We start from the raw sequence: 18,368 nt of genomic DNA, 5'->3' as shown, positions 1-18,368 counted from the left end.
TATCGCCCGATCAGGGTTGCTTGACCAGGTCGGCCGCGTCGTCGTCGACCTCGCCCAAAGTCCAACGGCCGCCGCCGTGCAGCTTCAGATGCTTTTCGTGGTGCTGGCCCACGGTGCTGCGATGGGTGACGCTGACCAGGATGGTGTCCGGCAACTCGGCGCGCACCAGTGCGTACATGGTGTACTCCAGGCCCTCGTCGAGTGCGGACGTGGCCTCGTCGAGGAACACCGCCCGCGGCCGGGTCAACAGGATCCGGGCGAACGCGATGCGTTGTTGCTCGCCGGGGGAGAGCACCTTGGCCCAGTCGGCCACCTCGGACAGACGCTTCGAGCACTGCGGCAGCGACACCTTCTGCAGCGCCGCGTGCAGGTCCTCGTCTGGGATGCTTCCGGGCTTGGCGGGATACGAGACCACCGCCCGGAGATCGCCGAGCGGCACATACGGCATCTGCGACAGGAACATGGTCTCGTGGGCATCGCACGGATAGCGGAAGGTGCCGGTCGCGTAGGGCCACAGCTGTGCCAGGCTCCGGAGCAGTGTGGTCTTGCCGGCGCCGGACTCGCCGGTCACGATCAGCGTGTCACCCGAGTCCAGCCGCAGGTCCAGGTTGTCGACCAGTGGCTCGCCGGCCGGGGTGCGCACCTCGACGGCGTCCAGTTCGACCAGGCAGTCCTTGCTCGGTTCGACCGTCAGCTCGGGCAGGTCGCGGGCCTGTTCGTTGGCCATCACCAAGCCGTGCAGACGCATGATCGACGCCCGCCATCCGGCGAAGGCGTCATAGGAATTACGGAAGAACGACAGCGAATCCTGGATGTTGTTGAACGCCGAGATCGTCTGATTCACCGCACCGAGCTTGATCTCGCCGGTGAACAGCCGAGGAGCCTGCAACACCCAGGGCAGCGGCACGATGATCTGGCTGATCGACAGGTTCCAGCCGTAGAACTTGACCGAGCGGTTGATGAACCGGCGGTAGTTGTTCACGACCGGCTCGAAACGCTCACGCAGCTGGAGTCGTTCGGCGACCTCGCCGCGGTAGAACGCCACGGCCTCGGCGGCGTCGCGCAACCGCACCAGCGCGTACCGGAACGCGGCGTTGTACTTCTCGTTGTTGAACGTCAGTTTGATCAGCGGGTGGCCGATCCAGAACGCCACGATGCTGGCGAGGATTACGTAGAACAGTCCGATCACGAACATCGCGCGCGGAATGGTGAAGCCGAACAAGGTGAGGTTCCCGGACAGGTTCCACAGAATCACGGCGAACGAAATGACCGACACCACCGCGTCGATCGCGCCGAACAGCAGCGTGCTCTTGCTGAAGTAGTTGGGGTTGTTCGGCATCGGACCGACGCCGGCGGTGAAGATGTCGATGTCTGACTGGATACGTTGGTCAGGGTTGTCGATGGTGTCGTCGATGAACCGGGTGCGGTAGTAGGCCTTTTCTTTCAGCCAGTCGCCGGTGAGCTCATCGGTCAGCCAGGCCCGCCAGGCCAGCATGAACCGCTGCATGATGAACAGGTCGAGCATGACCCGGGCCACATAGATGACGGCCAGGATGCAGAAGATGCCCAGCGCCACCCAGAAACCGTGAATACCGGACTGTTTGACGGTCTCGTCGTTGGCGGCCAGGCCCTGCACGGCGACCTGCGCGCCGCTCATCATGTCGTTGCCCTGATAGCTGAACAGCACCGTCAGCCGCACACCGGTGACGACCGACAGCAGGATCGTGCCCAACCACAGCCAGACTTTCCCCGAGCCGGGGCCCACGAAATAGGCGCCGGTGATACGCCAGAACTGTCGTCCCCAATGGGTCAGCATGCCGACGGTTATCAGCACGGCCAGCGTGCAGATCGCGGCGATGACCCAGGCGATGGCGATCCACTTCAACGAGGCGACCAGCTCACCGCCCCAGTCCAATGTCGGGGTGAACATCTCCATTCGGGCAAAGTACCCCGACCATGCTGGGCAGGCTCGGCCGATCCGGTTCGGCGTAACGCCTGGGGTCACGCTCGGGGGCACTCGGCGCGTCCGCGTACCGTGAACATGTGCCGAAGACGTCCAGCGCCAAACCGGGCCGCTTGAGCAGCAAGTTCTGGAAGCTACTGGGGGCCAGTACCGAGCGGAACGAGGCCCGGTCGCTCTCAGAGGTCAAGGGAGCAGCCGCGTTCGAAGACAAGGCTGCCAAGCTCGACGACGAGCAGCTCACCAAGGCTGCCAAATTGCTCGAGCTGGAGGACCTGGCCGCCTCCGCGGACATGCCGCAGTTCCTGGCGCTGGCGCGCGAGGCCGCCGAGCGGACGACCGGCCTGCGGCCCTTTGACGTACAGCTGCTCGGGGCCCTGCGCATGCTCGCCGGCGACATCGTCGAGATGGCCACCGGTGAGGGCAAGACCCTGTCCGGGGCGATCGCCGCGGCCGGCTACGCCATCGGCGGCCGGCACGTGCATGTCATCACCATCAACGACTACCTGGCCAAGCGTGACGCGGAATGGATGGGTCCGCTGCTGGAGAGTCTTGGTTTGACGGTCGGCTGGATCACCGAGGATTCGACCGCCGAAGAGCGGCGTGCGGCCTACGCGTGCAACGTCACCTATGCGTCGGTCAACGAGATCGGGTTCGACGTCCTGCGTGACCAGCTGGTCACCGATGTCGAAGATCTGGTGTCACCCAACCCCGACGTCGCGCTGATCGACGAGGCCGACTCGGTGCTGGTCGACGAGGCGCTGGTGCCGCTGGTGCTGGCCGGCACCAGCCACCGGGAGCAGCCTCGCGTCGAGGTCATCCGGATGGTCGGCGACCTCACCGCCGGAACGGATTACGACACCGACGACGACAACCGCAACGTGCACCTCACCGAGGCCGGTGCCCGCAAGCTGGAGGCCCGCCTCGGCAACATCGACCTGTACTCGGAGGAGCACGTCGCCACCACGCTCACCGAGGTCAACGTCGCGCTGCACGCGCACGTGCTGCTCCAGCGCGACGTGCACTACATCGTCCGGGACGGCGCGGTGCACCTGATCAACGCGTCCCGCGGCCGGATCGCCTCGTTGCAGCGCTGGCCGGACGGTCTGCAGGCGGCGGTCGAGGCCAAGGAAGGCATCGAGACCACCGAGACCGGTGAAGTGCTCGACACCATCACGGTGCAGGCGCTGGTCAATCGGTATCCCACGGTGTGCGGCATGACCGGTACCGCGCTGGCCGCAGGCGAGCAGTTGCGCCAGTTCTACAAGCTCGGGGTGTCGCCGATCCCGCCGAACAAGCCCAACGTCCGCGAGGACGAGACGGACCGGGTGTACCTCACCGAGGCCGCGAAGAACCACGCCATCGTCGAGCACATCGCCGAGGTGCACGAGACCGGTCAACCGATCCTCGTCGGCACCCACGACGTGGCCGAGTCCGAAGACCTGCACCGCAGGCTGGTCAAGGCGGGCGTTCCCGCCGTCGTGCTCAACGCCAAGAACGACGCCGAAGAAGCCTCCGTGATCGCCGAGGCAGGCAAGCTCGGCTCGGTCACGGTGTCCACCCAGATGGCCGGCCGCGGCACCGACATCCGCCTGGGCGGATCCGATGCCGCCGACGACTCGGCCGACAAGGAGAAGGTGGCCGACCTCGGCGGGCTGCACGTGGTCGGCACGGGCCGGCACCACACCGAACGCCTGGACAACCAGTTGCGTGGCCGCGCCGGACGTCAGGGCGATCCCGGGTCGACGGTGTTCTTCTCCAGCTGGGAGGACGAGGTGGTCGCGGCTCACCTCGACGAAGCCAAGTTGCCGACCGAAACCGACGAGGACGGCCGGGTCAGCGCACCCAAGGCGGCCGGTCTGCTCGATCATGCGCAGCGGGTCGCCGAGGGCCGACTGCTCGACGTACACGCCAACACCTGGCGCTACAACCAGCTCATCGCCCAGCAGCGCGCCATCATCGTGGAGCGCCGCGAAACCCTGCTGCGCACCGATACCGCACGCCAGGAGCTCGAGGCGCGCTCGCCCGAGCGCTACGCCAAGCTGGCCGAGGGCCTGGGTGAGGACGCCGAGGAGAAGCTCACCAAGATCTGCCGGTTGATCATGCTCTACCACCTCGACCGCGGTTGGTGCGATCACCTGGCCTTCCTGGCCGACATCCGCGAGAGCATCCATCTGCGGGCACTGGGCCGGCAGAACCCGCTCGACGAGTTCCACCGGATGGCCGTCGACGCGTTCGCCTCGCTGGCCGCCGACGCCATCGAGGCCGCCCAGCAGACCTTCGACACCGCGGAGGACATCGAGGACGAGCCGGGCATCGATCTGTCGAAGCTGGCGCGGCCGACGTCGACGTGGACGTACATGGTCCACGACAACCCGCTCAACGACGACACCATGTCGGCGCTGAGCCTGCCGGGTGTGTTCCGCTAGGTTTTAGACATGGACCACGCGCCTGCTCCTGAGGGCAGGAGCGCTCCGGCGCCGGATGCCGGACGCGACCGGGTGCTCACGGTGCCCAACGCGCTCAGTGCGCTGCGCCTCGTGTTGGTGCCGGTATTCCTGTGGCTGCTGTTCGGTGCTCACGCCAACGGCTGGGCCGTGGCGATCCTGATGTTCAGCGGCTTCTCCGACTGGGCCGACGGCAAGATCGCGCGCCTCGTCGACAATCAGTCGTCGCGGCTCGGCGAACTACTCGACCCCTTCGTCGACCGGATCTACATGATCACCGTGCCGGTCGCCCTCGCGCTGTACGGCGTGGTGCCGTGGTGGGTGGTGCTGACCCTGCTCGGACGCGACGTGGTGCTCGCCGCGACGTTGCCGCTCCTGCGTAGGCGTGGGCTGACCGCGCTGCCGGTGACGTATCTGGGTAAGGCCGCCACCTTTGCGCTGATGTCCGGATTCCCGTGGGTGCTGCTCGGTCAGTGGGATGCGACGTGGAGCCGGGTGGCACTGGCCTGCGGATGGGCCTTCCTGCTGTGGGGTGTGGCGCTCTACCTGTGGTCGGCCGTGCTGTACCTGGTTCAGGTGGGCATGGTGGTGCGACAACTCCCCGTCAGATCATGAGCACGCTGGGCGGCTACGAGTCGGGGGCAGGACTCAACGACCACGAGGCCCACGCGCCCAAGCGGATCCCGCTGCCCTCACTGCTGCGGTCGTTGCTCTCGGAGCACCTCGACCCGGGCTACGCCGCCGCCGCGGCGGCCCGTGAGACCGGCGGGAGGCCGCACCGGCGAATCCGGGATTTCGCGTGGTTGGTGGTAGGTGTGGGGGCGATCGCGACAGTGTTCGCGGTGGCGGCCGGCCAGGCCCAGACCGCGGCGCCCGCGGCCCGCGAAGCCCAGCACACCCTGGCCGGGCGGGTGCGGGCGGCGCAGCTCGGTGCCGACAAGGCCAGTTCCGAACGCGATGCACTCGTCGATCAGGTGGACGCCGAGCGACGCAGCAGACTCGGCATGGACGAGAACGGCCAGCATCTGCTCGGCAGTCTGGACACCGCCAACATCGAAGCGGCCGCCATCCCGATGATCGGTCCCGGGTTGACCGTCACGGTCACCGATCCCGGGCTGTCCAAGGACCTCAGCGACGTGTCGAAACAGCGGGTTGCCGGTGGGCAGCAGATCATCCTGGACCGGGACCTGCAGCTGGTGGTGAATTCGCTGTGGGCCAGTGGCGCAGAGGCGGTTTCGGTCGGCGGCGTGCGGGTCGGCGCCGGGGTGACGATCCGTCAGGCGGGAGGCGGGATTCTGGTCGACAACCAGCCGATCACCAGTCCGTATGCCATTGTGGCCATCGGACCGCCGAAGGGGATGGCCGACGCTTTCGACCGCACCCCGGGTCTGCAGCGGCTCCGGTTGTTGGAGACTTCCTACGGGGTAGGGGTGAACGTGAGTGCGGGTGACGGCCTGACCGTGCCCGCGGTGTCGGTGCGAGATGTCAACTTCGCCAAACAGATTGGATAGGCCTGAGGTGCACAGGATGGACCGCTAGATGATCGGGATCGTCGCACTGGTCGTCGGGATCGTGCTCGGGTTGGTGTTCCACCCCAGCGTTCCCGACTTCGTCGAGCCGTACCTGCCCATCGCCGTCGTGGCGGCGTTGGATGCGGTGTTCGGTGGGTTGCGCGCCTACCTGGAGCGCATATTCGACGCCAAGGTGTTCGTGGTCTCGTTCGTGTTCAACGTGTTGGTGGCGGCGTTGATCGTGTATGTCGGTGATCAGCTCGGCGTCGGTACCCAGCTGTCGACGGCGATCATCGTGGTCCTCGGCATCCGGATCTTCGGCAATGCCGCCGCATTGCGGCGCAGGTTGTTCGGTGCGTGACATGAGCGACGCCGAGCCCCCACCCAAGAAAGACCCGGCCGAGCCGACCGAGGACCACCCGGCTGAGCCGACCGAGCCGACTGAGCCCGCTGAGCCGACTGAGCCCGCTGAGCCGGACCGGCCCGAGCCGCAGCCCGAGGCCGAGCACCACGGCCGCCACGAGATGCCCGCCGATGTCTCGCCGCGCCGGTTCCGGAATCTGCGGATCGTGCGCCGCAGCCGTTCGCAGCTGGTGTTCGGCGCGCTCGGCGTGTTGCTGTGCATCCTGCTGGGCATGGCGATCGTCACGCAGGTCCGCCAGAACGAGTCAGGGGATTCGCTGGAGACCGCGCGCCCGGCGGATCTGCTGGTGCTGCTCGACTCCCTGCAGCAACGTGAGGGCTCGCTCAACACCGAGGTGGCCGACCTGCAGCGGACACTGCAGCAGCTGCAGGCCTCGGGCAGCAGTGACCAGGCCGCGATCGAGAACGCCCAGTCCCGGCTGGAGGCCCTGTCCATCCAGATCGGCACGGTGGGCGCCACGGGACCCGGCGTGACGCTCACCATAGAAGACAATGCGCCCGGCGTTCCCGCCGAGACCATGCTCGATGTGATCAACGAGTTGCGCGCCGCGGGCGCCGAGGCCCTCGAGATCCGCGGTGGCGATCAGCAGGCCGCCGTTCGGGTCGGCATCGACACCTGGATCGTCGGCACGCCCGGGGCGCTCACCGTCGACGAGGTGACCCTGCGGCCGCCGTATTCGGTTCTGGCCATAGGGGACCCGCCGACCCTGGCCGCCGCGATGAACATTCCCGGCGGGGCAATGGACAGTGTCAAGCGTGTCGGCGGCACGATGGTGATACAACAAGCCGAGCGTGTCGACGTCACCGCCTTGCGACAACCGAAACCACGCCAATACGCTCAGCCCGTCAAGTGAGCACAGCAACACCAACCGCCCGACCATAAGGAGCGCCGTGAGCGACATCCCAGCCGACCTCTACTACACCTCGGAGCACGAGTGGGTACAGCGCACCGGTGACGACACGGTGCGCGTCGGCATCACCGACTACGCACAGTCCGCCCTCGGCGATGTGGTGTTCGTCCAACTGCCCGACGTCGGTGCCCAGCTGGCTGCAGGCGATGCCTTCGGTGAGGTCGAATCCACCAAGTCGGTGTCGGATCTCTACGCTCCCGTCGCGGCGAAAGTCGTTGCGGTCAACGGTGATCTGGACGGCAGTCCTCAGCTGGTCAACTCCGACCCCTACGGCGAAGGCTGGCTGGTCGATCTGCGGCTCGAGGAAGGCACGCTCGAGGACGCCCTGGCCGGTTTGCTCGACGCGGACGGCTACCGCGCCGCCGTGACCGAGTGAGTAATTGTTAGGGTTTCGAAGGCCGGTCGCCGAGACCGGTTCGGCCGTACCCGGCGCGCAGATATCTTCCCCATCGGATCCGGCGGTGGTGGACACAACGATGCCTGATGCGCGGTACGGTCGACGTGAGACCGACGATGGGCTGGGGCCGCGCCGGCCAACGCCACAGCAGCCAGTGAGGAGCAGCGGGTGACGGACAAGGACAGCAATTTGGGGGCCGACCAGTCGGAAGACGTGACGGTGGAAACCACATCGGTTTTCCGCGCGGACTTTTTGAACGAACTGGATGCGCCCGCAACGGCCGGTACCGAAGGCGCCGTCTCCGGCGTCGAGGGCCTGCCCGCGGGTTCGGCATTGCTGGTCGTCAAGCGTGGACCGAACGCCGGATCGCGTTTCCTGCTCGATCAGCCGACCACGTCGGCCGGGCGGCACCCGGACAGCGACATTTTTCTCGATGACGTCACGGTGAGTCGTCGACACGCCGAGTTCCGGTTGGAGAGCGGTGAGTTCCAGGTTGTCGATGTCGGCAGCCTCAACGGCACGTACGTCAACCGCGAGCCGGTCGATTCGGCCGTCCTCGCCAACGGCGACGAAGTGCAGATCGGGAAGTTCCGCCTGGTGTTCCTCACCGGCCCCCGGTCTGACGACGACAGCGGCCCCACCAGCTAGCCGATGACTGCCCCCGACAGACCTGCGCTGGCCGGGATGTCGATCGGCGCAGTGCTGGACCTGCTGCGGGGCGACTTTCCGGATGTCAGCATCTCCAAGATCCGGTTCCTCGAGGCCGAGGGACTGGTCACGCCGCAGCGCACCGCGTCGGGGTACCGGCGGTTCACTGCATACGACTGTGCGCGGTTGCGGTTCATCCTGACCGCTCAGCGTGACCAGTACCTGCCGTTGAAGGTGATCAAGGCTCAGCTGGACGCCCAGCCCGACGGTGAACTGCCGGAGGCCGGATCGGCCTACGGGGTGCCCCGTCTCGTCGGGGTGTCTGAGAGTGGGGGCGACGGAGTGGACGGCGCCGCCGGCTTGTCGGCGGTGGCGCCGACCCAGGTCCGGCTCTCCCGTGAAGACCTGTTGACCCGGTCGGGCATCGACGAGGAGATGCTGGGGGCGTTGGTTCGCAACGGCATCATCACCGCCGGGCCCGCTGGGTTTTTCGACGAGCATTCCGTGGTGATCGCGCAGTGCGCACGCGCCCTGGGTGACTACGGCGTCGAGCCCAGGCACCTGCGGGCATTTCGCTCCGCGGCTGACCGGCAATCCGACCTGATCGCCCAGATCGCCGGCCCGGTGGGCAAGGCGGGCAAGGCCGGCGCGCGGGACCGGGCCGATGACCTGGCCCGTGAAGTGGCGGCTCTGGCGATCACTCTGCACACGTCACTGATCAAGTCCGCCGTACGCGACGTTCTGGATCGCTGAGGACTAGACTCGTTTCGACGGCCAGTTCGTCTAAGTCGGGATCCCTGAGGCGAACTGGCGAAGGACGAAGATTCGACGAAACGGCACGGCGGTGCGGAGGGCAGGCACAGATGGCTGAGGTTCGCGTGGTCGGCATTCGGGTGGAACAGCCGCAGAACCAGCCCGTGTTGCTGTTGCGGGAATCCAACGGTGACCGCTATCTCCCGATCTGGATCGGACAGTCGGAGGCCGCCGCGATCGCGCTGGAACAGCAGGGCGTCGAGCCCGCCCGGCCGCTCACTCACGACCTCATCCGAGATGTCATTGCCGCCCTTGGGCATTCACTCAAAGAGGTGCGGATCGTCGACCTGCAGGAAGGCACGTTCTACGCCGACCTGATCTTCGACCGCGACATCACGGTGTCGGCTCGGCCTTCGGATTCGGTGGCGATCGCACTACGTGTCGGCGTGCCGATCTACGTGGAGGAGGCGGTGCTGGCCGAGGCCGGCCTGCTGATTCCCGACGAGAACGACGAAGAGGCTGCCGGCACCGTCCGTGAGGACGAGGTCGAGAAGTTCAAGGAGTTCCTCGACAGCGTTTCGCCGGACGACTTCAAGGCGACATGAGCGTCGCCCGCGCCTTGCAGGTCACGGGTACATCTCAAGTGGGTATACCGGTGTCGACACGCGGCGCGGGAGACAATCGGGCGGGAATTCGGACGCCATACTTTCTTCACAGCGGGCAATCAGGGCCCGACGGGAAGCGTATGCTCGACACATTCGAGCTCACAGCAAACCGTCGAGGCACAAGTCGCTGCGGGATAACGCGGGCGAGTTCGAACGGCGAGAGGATTCACAGTGGGTGACACGCCACGGCAGGAAGAACTGGATCTGACCACCGGGAGCGGCGCGGAGCCGCCTGTCAGGCCAGCTGGCGAACCCGTGCAGGGCGGGTTGTTCCCCGATGATTCGGTGCCTGACGAACTGGTCGGTTACCGCGGGCCCAGCGCCTGCCAGATCGCCGGTATCACCTACCGGCAGCTGGACTACTGGGCACGTACCTCCCTGGTGGTCCCATCCATCCGGGGCGCCGCGGGCTCGGGCAGCCAGCGTCTGTACTCGTTCAAGGACGTCCTGGTCCTCAAGATCGTCAAGCGGTTGCTGGACACCGGCATCTCGTTGCACAACATTCGGGTTGCGGTCGATCACCTGCGCCAGCGTGGCGTGCAGGATCTGGCCAACATCACCCTGTTCTCCGACGGCACCACGGTCTACGAATGCACGTCGGCCGAAGAGGTCGTGGATCTGCTGCAGGGCGGCCAGGGCGTGTTCGGCATCGCGGTGTCCGGCGCCATGCGTGAGCTGACCGGCACCATCGCCGATTTCCCGGGTGAGCGTGCCGACGGCGGTGAGTCCATCGCGTCACCCGAGGATGAGCTGGCGTCGCGGCGCAAAAGCCGCGACCGCAAGATCGGCTGAGCCACCCCCGCGAACCGTCACTTAGGTACCCCTCGACCGGCGTCGAGGGGTACGTTCGCGTCTGGTCGCCGACACCGGTGCGCTGCCGGTAGAATTGCCGACGCATCGCCCTCGTGCGGGAGAGTTTCGTGACAGCCAGCCACGGACGCCGAAGGAGCAATACCTCTCCGTCAACCTCTCAGGCACCCAGGACCGCGCCAGGCCCCGATGCCTCTGGAAAGTGGTACCCGCTGGGTACCCGCCCATGGGGAAAAGTCCTGTACCGGGGCTGAATCTCTCAGGCACCCGGACCGGGTCGACGACAGAGGGAGAGGGACTGCTACGACGTCCGAGTACGTCTGCGCCTCAGGAGAGTGTCGTGTCCGACCAGCATCAATCGCGTTTCTCCGATCGTCACATCGGCCCAGACGCCTCCGCCGTTGCCGCCATGCTCGACGTGATCGGCGTGGCATCCCTCGACGAGCTCGCCGCCAAGGCGCTGCCCGCAGGCATTCTCGACGCGCTGGCGGCCGATGGGGTGGCCCCGGGTCTCGAAGCTCTGCCCGCGCCGGCCACCGAGGAGCAGTCCCTGGCCGAGTTGCGCGCGTTGGCCGACTCCAACACGACCGCGGTCTCGATGATCGGGCAGGGCTACTTCGACACGTTCACGCCCGCCGTGCTGCGGCGCAACATCCTTGAGAACCCCGCGTGGTACACCGCCTACACCCCGTATCAGCCCGAGATCAGCCAGGGCCGGCTCGAGGTGCTGCTGAACTTCCAAACCATGGTGTCGGACCTGACCGGACTTGAGGTGGCCAACGCCTCGATGCTCGACGAAGGCACCGCCGCGGCCGAGGCCATGACCCTGATGCACCGCGCGACCAAATCCAAGACGAACCGTCTGCTGGTCGACACCGATGTCTACGCGCAGACCGCGGCGGTGCTGGCCACGCGCGCGCAGCCGCTCGGCATCGAGATCGTCACCACGGACCTGCGTCAGGGGTTGCCCGAGGGTGAGTTCTTCGGCGTCATCGTGCAGCTGCCGGGTGCGAGTGGCCGCGTGGACGACTGGACGGGGCTGATCGCCGAGGCGCATGAGCGTGGCGGACTGGTGGCGGTGGGCGCAGACCTGCTCGCGATGACGGTGATTACCCCGCCGGGCGAGATCGGGGCCGACGTCGCTTTCGGGACCAGCCAACGGTTCGGTGTGCCAATGGGATTCGGCGGCCCGCACGCCGGCTATCTGGCGGTGCACGCCAAGCATGCTCGGCAGTTGCCGGGCCGGCTGGTCGGTGTCTCTGTCGACGCGGACGGGTCGCCGGCCTACCGGCTGGCGCTGCAGACCCGTGAGCAGCACATCCGCCGGGACAAGGCCACCAGCAACATCTGTACCGCGCAGGTGCTGTTGGCCGTGATGGCCGCGATGTACGCCAGCTACCACGGTGCCGAAGGGTTGACGGCGATCGCCCGCCGCGTGCAGGGCCATGCCGCCGCTATCGCGGCCGCACTCGGCGATGCGCTGGTGCACGACAAGTACTTCGACACTGTGCTGGCCCGGGTTCCCGGACGAGCCGACGCGGTGGTCGCGGCGGCCAAGGCCAAGGGCATCAACCTGTGGCGCGTCGACGCCGACCACGTGTCGGTGTCCTGCGACGAGGCGACCACCGACGAGCATGTGGCCGCGGTCCTGGAGGCATTCGAGCTGGCGCCGGCCGCTGCCGCTGCCGATCAGGTCGAGCGAACCGCCAGAACTTCCAAGTTCCTCACGCATCCGGCGTTCAACTCCTACCGCACCGAGACCGAGATGATGCGGTACCTGCGGATGCTGGCGGACAAGGATATTGCCTTGGACCGCAGCATGATTCCGTTGGGTTCCTGCACGATGAAACTCAATGCGGCGGCCGAGATGGAGCCGATCACCTGGCCAGAGTTCGGCCGTCAGCACCCGTTCGCGCCGGCATCGGACAACCCGGGCCTGCGCAAGGTGATCGCCGATCTGCAGGACTGGCTCACCGGGATCACCGGCTACGACCAGATTTCGTTGCAGCCCAACGCCGGTTCCCAGGGGGAGTACGCCGGTCTGCTGGCGATCAAGGCCTATCACGACTCGCGCGGCGATACCGAGCGTGACCTCTGCCTGATCCCGTCGAGCGCGCACGGCACCAACGCCGCCTCGGCGGCGCTGGCCGGCATGCGCGTCGTGGTGGTGGCCTGCCGGGAGAACGGTGACGTCGACCTCGACGACCTCCGCGCGAAGATCGCCGAGCATGCGGATCGTGTTGCCGCGCTGATGATCACCTATCCGTCGACGCACGGGGTGTACGAGCACGATGTCGCCGACATCTGCGCGGCCGTGCACGACGTGGGTGGCCAGGTCTACGTGGACGGCGCAAACCTCAACGCGCTGGTCGGGTTGGCCCGGCCGGGCCGCTTCGGCGGCGACGTCAGTCACCTGAACCTGCACAAGACGTTCTGCATCCCGCACGGCGGTGGTGGCCCCGGGGTCGGGCCGGTCGCGGTGCGTTCGCATCTGGCGCCGTTCCTGCCGGGCCATCCGCTGGCCGACGAACTGCCCGATGAGCACACCGTCTCGGCGGCACCCTACGGGTCCGCGTCGATTCTGCCGATCACCTGGGCCTACATCCGGATGATGGGGGCCACGGGTCTGCGCGCAGCGACCCTGACCGCGATCGCGTCGGCCAACTATGTGGCCCGCCGCCTCGACGAGTACTACCCGGTGCTCTACACCGGGGAGAACGGCATGGTCGCCCACGAGTGCATCCTGGACCTGCGCGGGATCACCAAGGACACCGGTGTGACCGTGGATGATGTGGCAAAGCGTCTGGCGGACTACGGTTTCCACGCACCGACGATGAGTTTCCCGGTGGCAGGCACGTTGATGGTCGAGCCGACCGAGAGCGAGAGCCTGACCGAGGTCGACGCGTTCTGCGACGCGATGATCGCCATCCGCGCCGAGATCGACCGGGTCGGCTCGGGGGAGTGGTCAGCGGAAGACAACCCGTTGCGCGGCGCCCCGCACACCGCCGAGTGCCTGCTGGTGACGGAGTGGGATCACCCCTACACCCGCGAGCAGGCCGCCTACCCGTTGGGCAAGGGGTTCCGTCCCAAGGTGTGGCCGCCGGTGCGTCGGATCGACGGTGCCTACGGCGACCGGAATCTCGTGTGCTCCTGCCCGCCGGTCGAGGCGTTCGCCTGATACATCGATTTCCACCTCAGGGTTGTGCCCGGTTGCTCCGGACAACCCTGAGGTAGAAAGTGGCGCGTCGCGGCGTCACGGGTGAGGTAGTGCGGGTGCGGTAGTGCGGATCAACCCAGCATGGTGTTGACCGCGCTGGCCAGTTCGGGTGAGGTCGAGCTGGACAGATGCTGGTAGGTGCCGCTGGTCGCCTGCGCGACGGCCTCCCACGTGGCACGGTCCGAGCCGGTGCCGAAGTCGATCACGTTGACCGCGATCGGACGGGCCGGGTCGAATGCGCCGCGGATGTAGTCCTGCAGCCCGGCCCCGTCCAGACTCTGATCGGTGTGTGGTCCGGTGGTGATCAACAGGATCGAGTTGCTCTGGCCCTCACGGTATTTCGACAATGCTTCGGTATAGAGCATGCGGAGCGTGGTGAACGACACCGCGCCGCCACCCGAGGCGGACTGCCCGTCGAGCGTCGAGGTCAGCGCATCGGAGCGTCGCTGCCCGCTGACCGGCTCGGCCAGGGGGCCGGTCGAAATCTCCGACCGACCCTCGGTGCCGTCAAAGGTCCAGAGGCCGACCGCGGCGGTATCGGGCAGTGCCTTGAGCCGGCTGTCTAGCGCGGCCACGACGTTGGCCAGGCGCGACTTGCCGCCCTCTTCGGTCGGCATCGACTGGTCGAGCATGATCGTGACCGCGGGGTTTCCCGACGGTGTGGCCGTGGCGTTGGCCAGCGTCACCCGCATCGAGTTGTCGCCGACCGACAACGGTGCCGCGAGCTGGCTGAAACTGGTGACATCGCTGGACGGCGGCGACGTGCCCTCGGCGCGGAAACCGGCCTTGGCCAATTCGGCGAGCTGTTCAGGCTTGCGCAGATAGCGGGCGAATTCGCTGGCCGCGGTGACCTGTTCCTTCTCCAGCCAGTCGCCGGCCAGCAGCACCGTCGGATAGTCGGCGGTGGCCGTGGGACCGGGCGGCAGCCAGCCGGCCAACGAGGACTTGACGTTGTCGACCGAGGTGGCCCGCTGGAACAGTTGCTGCTCGGTGGTCGCCACCGCATGCACCGGTGCAGTGGCCGCATCGGGGGCGTTGAGCAACGCGTCCAGAGCGGTGCCCAGCTCGGAGTCGTCGAGTTTGGGCTGCCCGTGGAACAGGCTGTTCACGCCGCTCATACCGGACGTCGCCGGCGCGCCCGAAGGAGCCGTTGCCGCCGCGACGGCCTCGGCGGCAAGCAACGCGGCATCGCCGTTGCTGTGGGTCGGCAGGGCAAGTTTGAGCGTGCCCCAACCGGGCAGCTTGAGCGCGTTCATCGCCGCCGGGCTGCTTTGCAGCTGGGGCAGGGTGGCCCAGGTCTGTTGTGCCAGGGCGTCTTTGAGTTGCGGCCGGACCGCCAGTAGCACCGGCGAGGTGACCAGGGACCGGCTGTCGCTGACAGTCTTGGCGCCCGCGGTCGCCTCCAGCCGAGCCTCGGCGATACTGCTGGCCGGAATCCACAGCGCCGGACGGTCACCGAGCTCGCTGGGCCACGCGTTGGCGAAGCCACTGACCACGCGGTCAGAATCGGCGGACTGCACGCGCACCTTCACGCAGCGGTCGCCCACGGGGCTGACCGACTCGTTGTACGTGTTGGCCAGTCCCTCGATGCGGGAGGAGATGGTCGGGTCGGCGATCACCGCGACCCCGAGTTCGCCGTCGACACAGCGTGCGGCTGCGGCGTCGCTGCGGCCGGCGAGCACGTCACCGAAGAACTTCCACAGGATCATCGCGCCGACCACGGCCACGACGGTGACCAGTGCGACGATCACACCGACGCTGACACCCCGGCGCCCGGACTCGACGGCGCGGTGGCTGCCGGTCCACTCACCGTCCCACTCGCCACGCTGGCGGCCCGTCGGGCCGGTCGGCGGCGGCGGATCATCGACGCCGCCCACCGCACCGAACTGGGCGGTCGGCTGATCGTCGGCATACTCCGCGTCGTAGTCGTCGGCGGCATAGTGGTCGCGGTAGCCGTCGACGTACTCGTCGTCGTACCCGTCTTCCTCTACGTACTCTGCTTCGTCTACGAACTCGGCTTCGTCGTAATCGGCGTACTCCGAGTCGTGGTAGTCCGATTCGTAGTCGTCGTCCCCGTCGGCGTACTGCGGTGCGCGGTACCCGGGTTCGGGCTCGGCCCGATAACCGCGGTCGTCCCGGTAGCCCGGCTCGTCCCGGTAGGCAGGTGCATCCCGATACCCGCGATCGGGCTGACGCCCGGGCGTGTCGAAGTCATCTTCGGCGTACCGGGACTGCTCGCCGCGGGGACGGTCGTAATCGTCCCGGTAATCGGAGTCCCCGACATGCCCGTGATCGGGCTCGTCGGGTGCATCCTCAGGGTCGGGAATGCTGTGCCTACCCATTCCTAACCCCTGTACGTCTCGCGCCGACTAGTCATCCGGACCCGCCGAAGTCTAATCACTTCCCGGCGGTGCTCGCTTTGAACTCGCGGCGGCGCCGGTGCAGGATCGGCTCGGTGTAGCCGTTGGGCTGTGCTGCCCCGGACAGGATCAGCTCCTGTGCCGCGCCGAACGCGATGCTGGCATCCGGGTTGGGCGCCATCGGCAGGTAGTCGGGATCACCGGCGTTCTGCTCGTCGACGACCGCGGCCATCCGGCGCAGGCTGGCCTTGACGTCCTCTTCGGTGATGACGCCGTGACGCAGCCAGTTGGCCAGCAGCTGGCTGGAGATCCGCAGGGTGGCGCGGTCTTCCATCAGCGCGACGTCGTGAATGTCGGGCACCTTCGAGCAGCCGACGCCGGCGTCGATCCAGCGGACCACGTAACCCAGGATCGACTGGCAGTTGTTGTCGACCTCTTCGTGGATCTCCTCGGGCGACCAGGTCAGTGAGGAGTCCGCCAGCGGGATGGTCAGCAGCTCTTCGATGGTGGCGCGCTTCTTGCCGGCCAGCTCCTTCTGCACCGCTTCGACATCCACCTGGTGGTAGTGCATCGCGTGCAGGGTGGCCGCCGTCGGCGAGGGCACCCACGCGGTGGTGGCGCCGGCCTTGGGCTGGCCGATCTTCTGCTCGACCATGTCGGCCATCAGCTCGGTCATGGCCCACATGCCCTTGCCGATCTGGGCCTTGCCTGCCAGGCCGGTGGCCAGACCGACATCGACGTTGTTGTCCTCGTAGGCCTTGATCCACGGCTGGGCCTTCATGGCGCCCTTGCGGATCATCGGGCCGGCTTCCATCGAGGTGTGGATCTCGTCGCCGGTGCGGTCCAGGAAGCCGGTGTTGATGAACACGACACGGTCCGCGGCGGCCTTGATGGCTGCCTTCAGGTTGACCGTGGTGCGGCGCTCCTCGTCCATGATGCCGACCTTGAGGGTGGACTCGGGCAGGCCGAGCACGTCCTCGACACGGCCGAACAGCTCGCAGGTGAACGCGACCTCGTCGGGGCCGTGCATCTTGGGCTTGACGATGTAGACCGAGCCGCTGCGGCTGTTGGTCAGCTCGCCGTTCTCTTCGGTGGACTTCAGCCCATGCATCGCGATCAGGCCCGTGAACAGCGCGTCCTGGATGCCCTCGGGGATCTCGTTCCCATCGGCGTCCACAATCGCGTCGTTGGTCATCAGGTGCCCGACGTTGCGCACGAACAGCAGGCTGCGCCCGGGCAGGGTCAGCTCGCCCTCGCCGTCCGGGGTGGTGAAGGTGCGGTCCGGGTTGAGCACGCGGGTGAAGCTCTTGCCGCCCTTGCTGACCTCCTCGGCCAGGTCACCGCGATTCAGGCCCAGCCAGTTGCGGTAGCCGAGCACCTTGTCGTCGGCGTCGACGGCGGCCACGGAGTCCTCGAAGTCCATGATCGTGGTGATCGCGGATTCCAGCACGACGTCCTTGATGCCTGCGGCGTCGGTGGAGCCGACGGGGGAGTCGGGGTCGACGAGGATCTCGATGTGCAGGCCGTGGTTGGCCAGCAGCACCGACCACTGCGGCTGACCCAGCTCGCCGGTGTAGCCGACGAACTGTTCGGGGGTGGCCAGGCCACTCGAGAGGTTGTCGCCGTACTCGACCAGCAGCTGGCCGTCGTCGATCTTCAGGCCGGTGGCCTCGGACCAGGAGCCGGCAGCCAGCGGCGTCGCTTCGTCGAGGAACTTGCGGGCGTAGGCGATCACCTTGTCGCCACGAACCTTGTTATAGCCCGTGCCCTTCTCCGCGCCGTCGTCTTCGCTGATGACGTCGGTGCCGTACAGCGCGTCGTACAGCGAGCCCCACCGGGCATTGGCGGCGTTGAGCGCGAAGCGGGCGTTGAGGATCGGCACCACGAGCTGCGGGCCGGCGGTCGAGGTGATCTCGTCGTCGACGCCTGAGGTGGTGATGCTGAAGTCGGCGGGCTCCGGCAGCAGGTAGCCGATATCGGTGAGGAACTGCTTGTAGGCCTCGGGGTCGACCGGCTCGAGCACATGAGCGCGGTGCCACTTGTCGATCTGCGCCTGCAGATCGTCGCGACGGGCCAGCAGGTCCTGATTCTTCGGGGTGAGGTCAGCGACGACCTTGTCCACACCGGACCAGAAGCTGTCCGGGTCGACGCCGGTGCCCGGCAGTGCCTCGTTGGTGATGAAGTCGTGCAGCACCTGTGCCACGCGCAGGTTTCCGACAGTCACGCGATTGGTCATGCGCGTTTCCTCCCTCGGCTCCAGGCACCG

Annotated in this window: 14 protein-coding genes and 1 riboswitch; of the genes, 11 read left to right on the top strand and 3 right to left on the bottom strand. The window is 67.2% G+C overall.

Annotation, left to right across the window (positions count from 1 at the left end; translation table 11 throughout):
• Window positions 1-10: 10 nt before the first annotated feature.
• Window positions 11-1,936 carry an ABC transporter ATP-binding protein/permease gene (locus AB0876_RS30975; protein WP_491840864.1) on the bottom strand — a complete coding sequence of 642 codons (1,926 nt, stop codon included), beginning with the start codon at window positions 1,934-1,936 and terminating at the stop codon, window positions 11-13.
• 107 nt (window positions 1,937-2,043) lie between these two features.
• Between AB0876_RS30975 and secA2 the strand changes: the two genes are divergently transcribed.
• The 11 genes from secA2 to gcvP all read left to right on the top strand — a co-directional run bounded on the left by secA2 (window position 2,044) and on the right by gcvP (window position 13,703).
• Window positions 2,044-4,389, top strand: coding sequence for an accessory Sec system translocase SecA2 (gene secA2 / locus AB0876_RS30970; RefSeq protein WP_526043809.1), 2,346 nt, complete (start codon window positions 2,044-2,046; stop codon window positions 4,387-4,389).
• 9 nt (window positions 4,390-4,398) lie between these two features.
• Complete coding sequence (locus tag AB0876_RS30965; RefSeq protein ID WP_491840866.1) at window positions 4,399-5,022, top strand: CDP-alcohol phosphatidyltransferase family protein; 624 nt, start codon at window positions 4,399-4,401, stop codon at window positions 5,020-5,022.
• A complete protein-coding gene (locus AB0876_RS30960) occupies window positions 5,019-5,918 on the top strand; it encodes a DUF881 domain-containing protein (protein ID WP_491840867.1) in 900 nt (299 codons plus the stop codon). The genes AB0876_RS30965 and AB0876_RS30960 overlap by 4 nt, the downstream gene beginning before the upstream one ends.
• A gap of 28 nt (window positions 5,919-5,946) precedes the next feature.
• On the top strand, window positions 5,947-6,279 hold the full coding sequence (locus AB0876_RS30955; RefSeq protein ID WP_036449743.1) for a small basic family protein: 333 nt from the start codon (window positions 5,947-5,949) through the stop codon (window positions 6,277-6,279).
• A 163-nt stretch (window positions 6,280-6,442) separates the two neighbouring features.
• Window positions 6,443-7,195 carry a DUF881 domain-containing protein gene (locus AB0876_RS30950; RefSeq protein ID WP_491840981.1) on the top strand — a complete coding sequence of 251 codons (753 nt, stop codon included), beginning with the start codon at window positions 6,443-6,445 and terminating at the stop codon, window positions 7,193-7,195.
• Between the two features lie 37 nt (window positions 7,196-7,232).
• Window positions 7,233-7,628: a glycine cleavage system protein GcvH gene (gene gcvH / locus AB0876_RS30945; protein ID WP_055114551.1), complete on the top strand. Its 396-nt coding sequence runs from the start codon at window positions 7,233-7,235 to the stop codon at window positions 7,626-7,628.
• Window positions 7,629-7,817: 189 nt separating this feature from the next.
• Window positions 7,818-8,297, top strand: coding sequence for a glycogen accumulation regulator GarA (gene garA, locus AB0876_RS30940; RefSeq protein ID WP_055114548.1), 480 nt, complete (start codon window positions 7,818-7,820; stop codon window positions 8,295-8,297).
• Between the two features lie 3 nt (window positions 8,298-8,300).
• The gene (ftsR, locus tag AB0876_RS30935) at window positions 8,301-9,050 is read left to right on the top strand and encodes a transcriptional regulator FtsR (protein WP_526043808.1); all 750 of its coding nucleotides are present in this window, start codon (window positions 8,301-8,303) and stop codon (window positions 9,048-9,050) included.
• Between the two features lie 110 nt (window positions 9,051-9,160).
• On the top strand, window positions 9,161-9,655 hold the full coding sequence (locus tag AB0876_RS30930) for a bifunctional nuclease family protein (protein WP_055114544.1): 495 nt from the start codon (window positions 9,161-9,163) through the stop codon (window positions 9,653-9,655).
• Between the two features lie 231 nt (window positions 9,656-9,886).
• Window positions 9,887-10,507, top strand: a complete 621-nt coding sequence (locus tag AB0876_RS30925) for a MerR family transcriptional regulator (RefSeq protein WP_036387126.1) — start codon at window positions 9,887-9,889, stop codon at window positions 10,505-10,507.
• 106 nt (window positions 10,508-10,613) lie between these two features.
• A riboswitch (glycine riboswitch) is annotated at window positions 10,614-10,712 on the top strand.
• Window positions 10,713-10,865: 153 nt separating this feature from the next.
• Complete coding sequence (gene gcvP, locus AB0876_RS30920; RefSeq protein WP_526043807.1) at window positions 10,866-13,703, top strand: aminomethyl-transferring glycine dehydrogenase; 2,838 nt, start codon at window positions 10,866-10,868, stop codon at window positions 13,701-13,703.
• A 110-nt stretch (window positions 13,704-13,813) separates the two neighbouring features.
• Here the strand turns inward: gcvP and AB0876_RS30915 are convergent, their stop codons facing one another.
• Both AB0876_RS30915 and AB0876_RS30910 read right to left on the bottom strand, forming a co-directional pair.
• On the bottom strand, window positions 13,814-16,084 hold the full coding sequence (locus tag AB0876_RS30915) for a substrate-binding domain-containing protein (RefSeq protein ID WP_526043806.1): 2,271 nt from the start codon (window positions 16,082-16,084) through the stop codon (window positions 13,814-13,816).
• Between the two features lie 55 nt (window positions 16,085-16,139).
• On the bottom strand, window positions 16,140-18,338 hold the full coding sequence (locus tag AB0876_RS30910) for a malate synthase G (RefSeq protein WP_526043805.1): 2,199 nt from the start codon (window positions 18,336-18,338) through the stop codon (window positions 16,140-16,142).
• Window positions 18,339-18,368: the final 30 nt, after the last annotated feature.

This window comes from Mycobacterium sp. NPDC049093 (genome assembly GCF_040704635.1).
Classification (GTDB): domain Bacteria; phylum Actinomycetota; class Actinomycetes; order Mycobacteriales; family Mycobacteriaceae; genus Mycobacterium.
The sequence above is the reverse complement of the archived record's forward strand: the minus strand, read 5'-3'. Positions and strand labels throughout refer to the sequence as shown.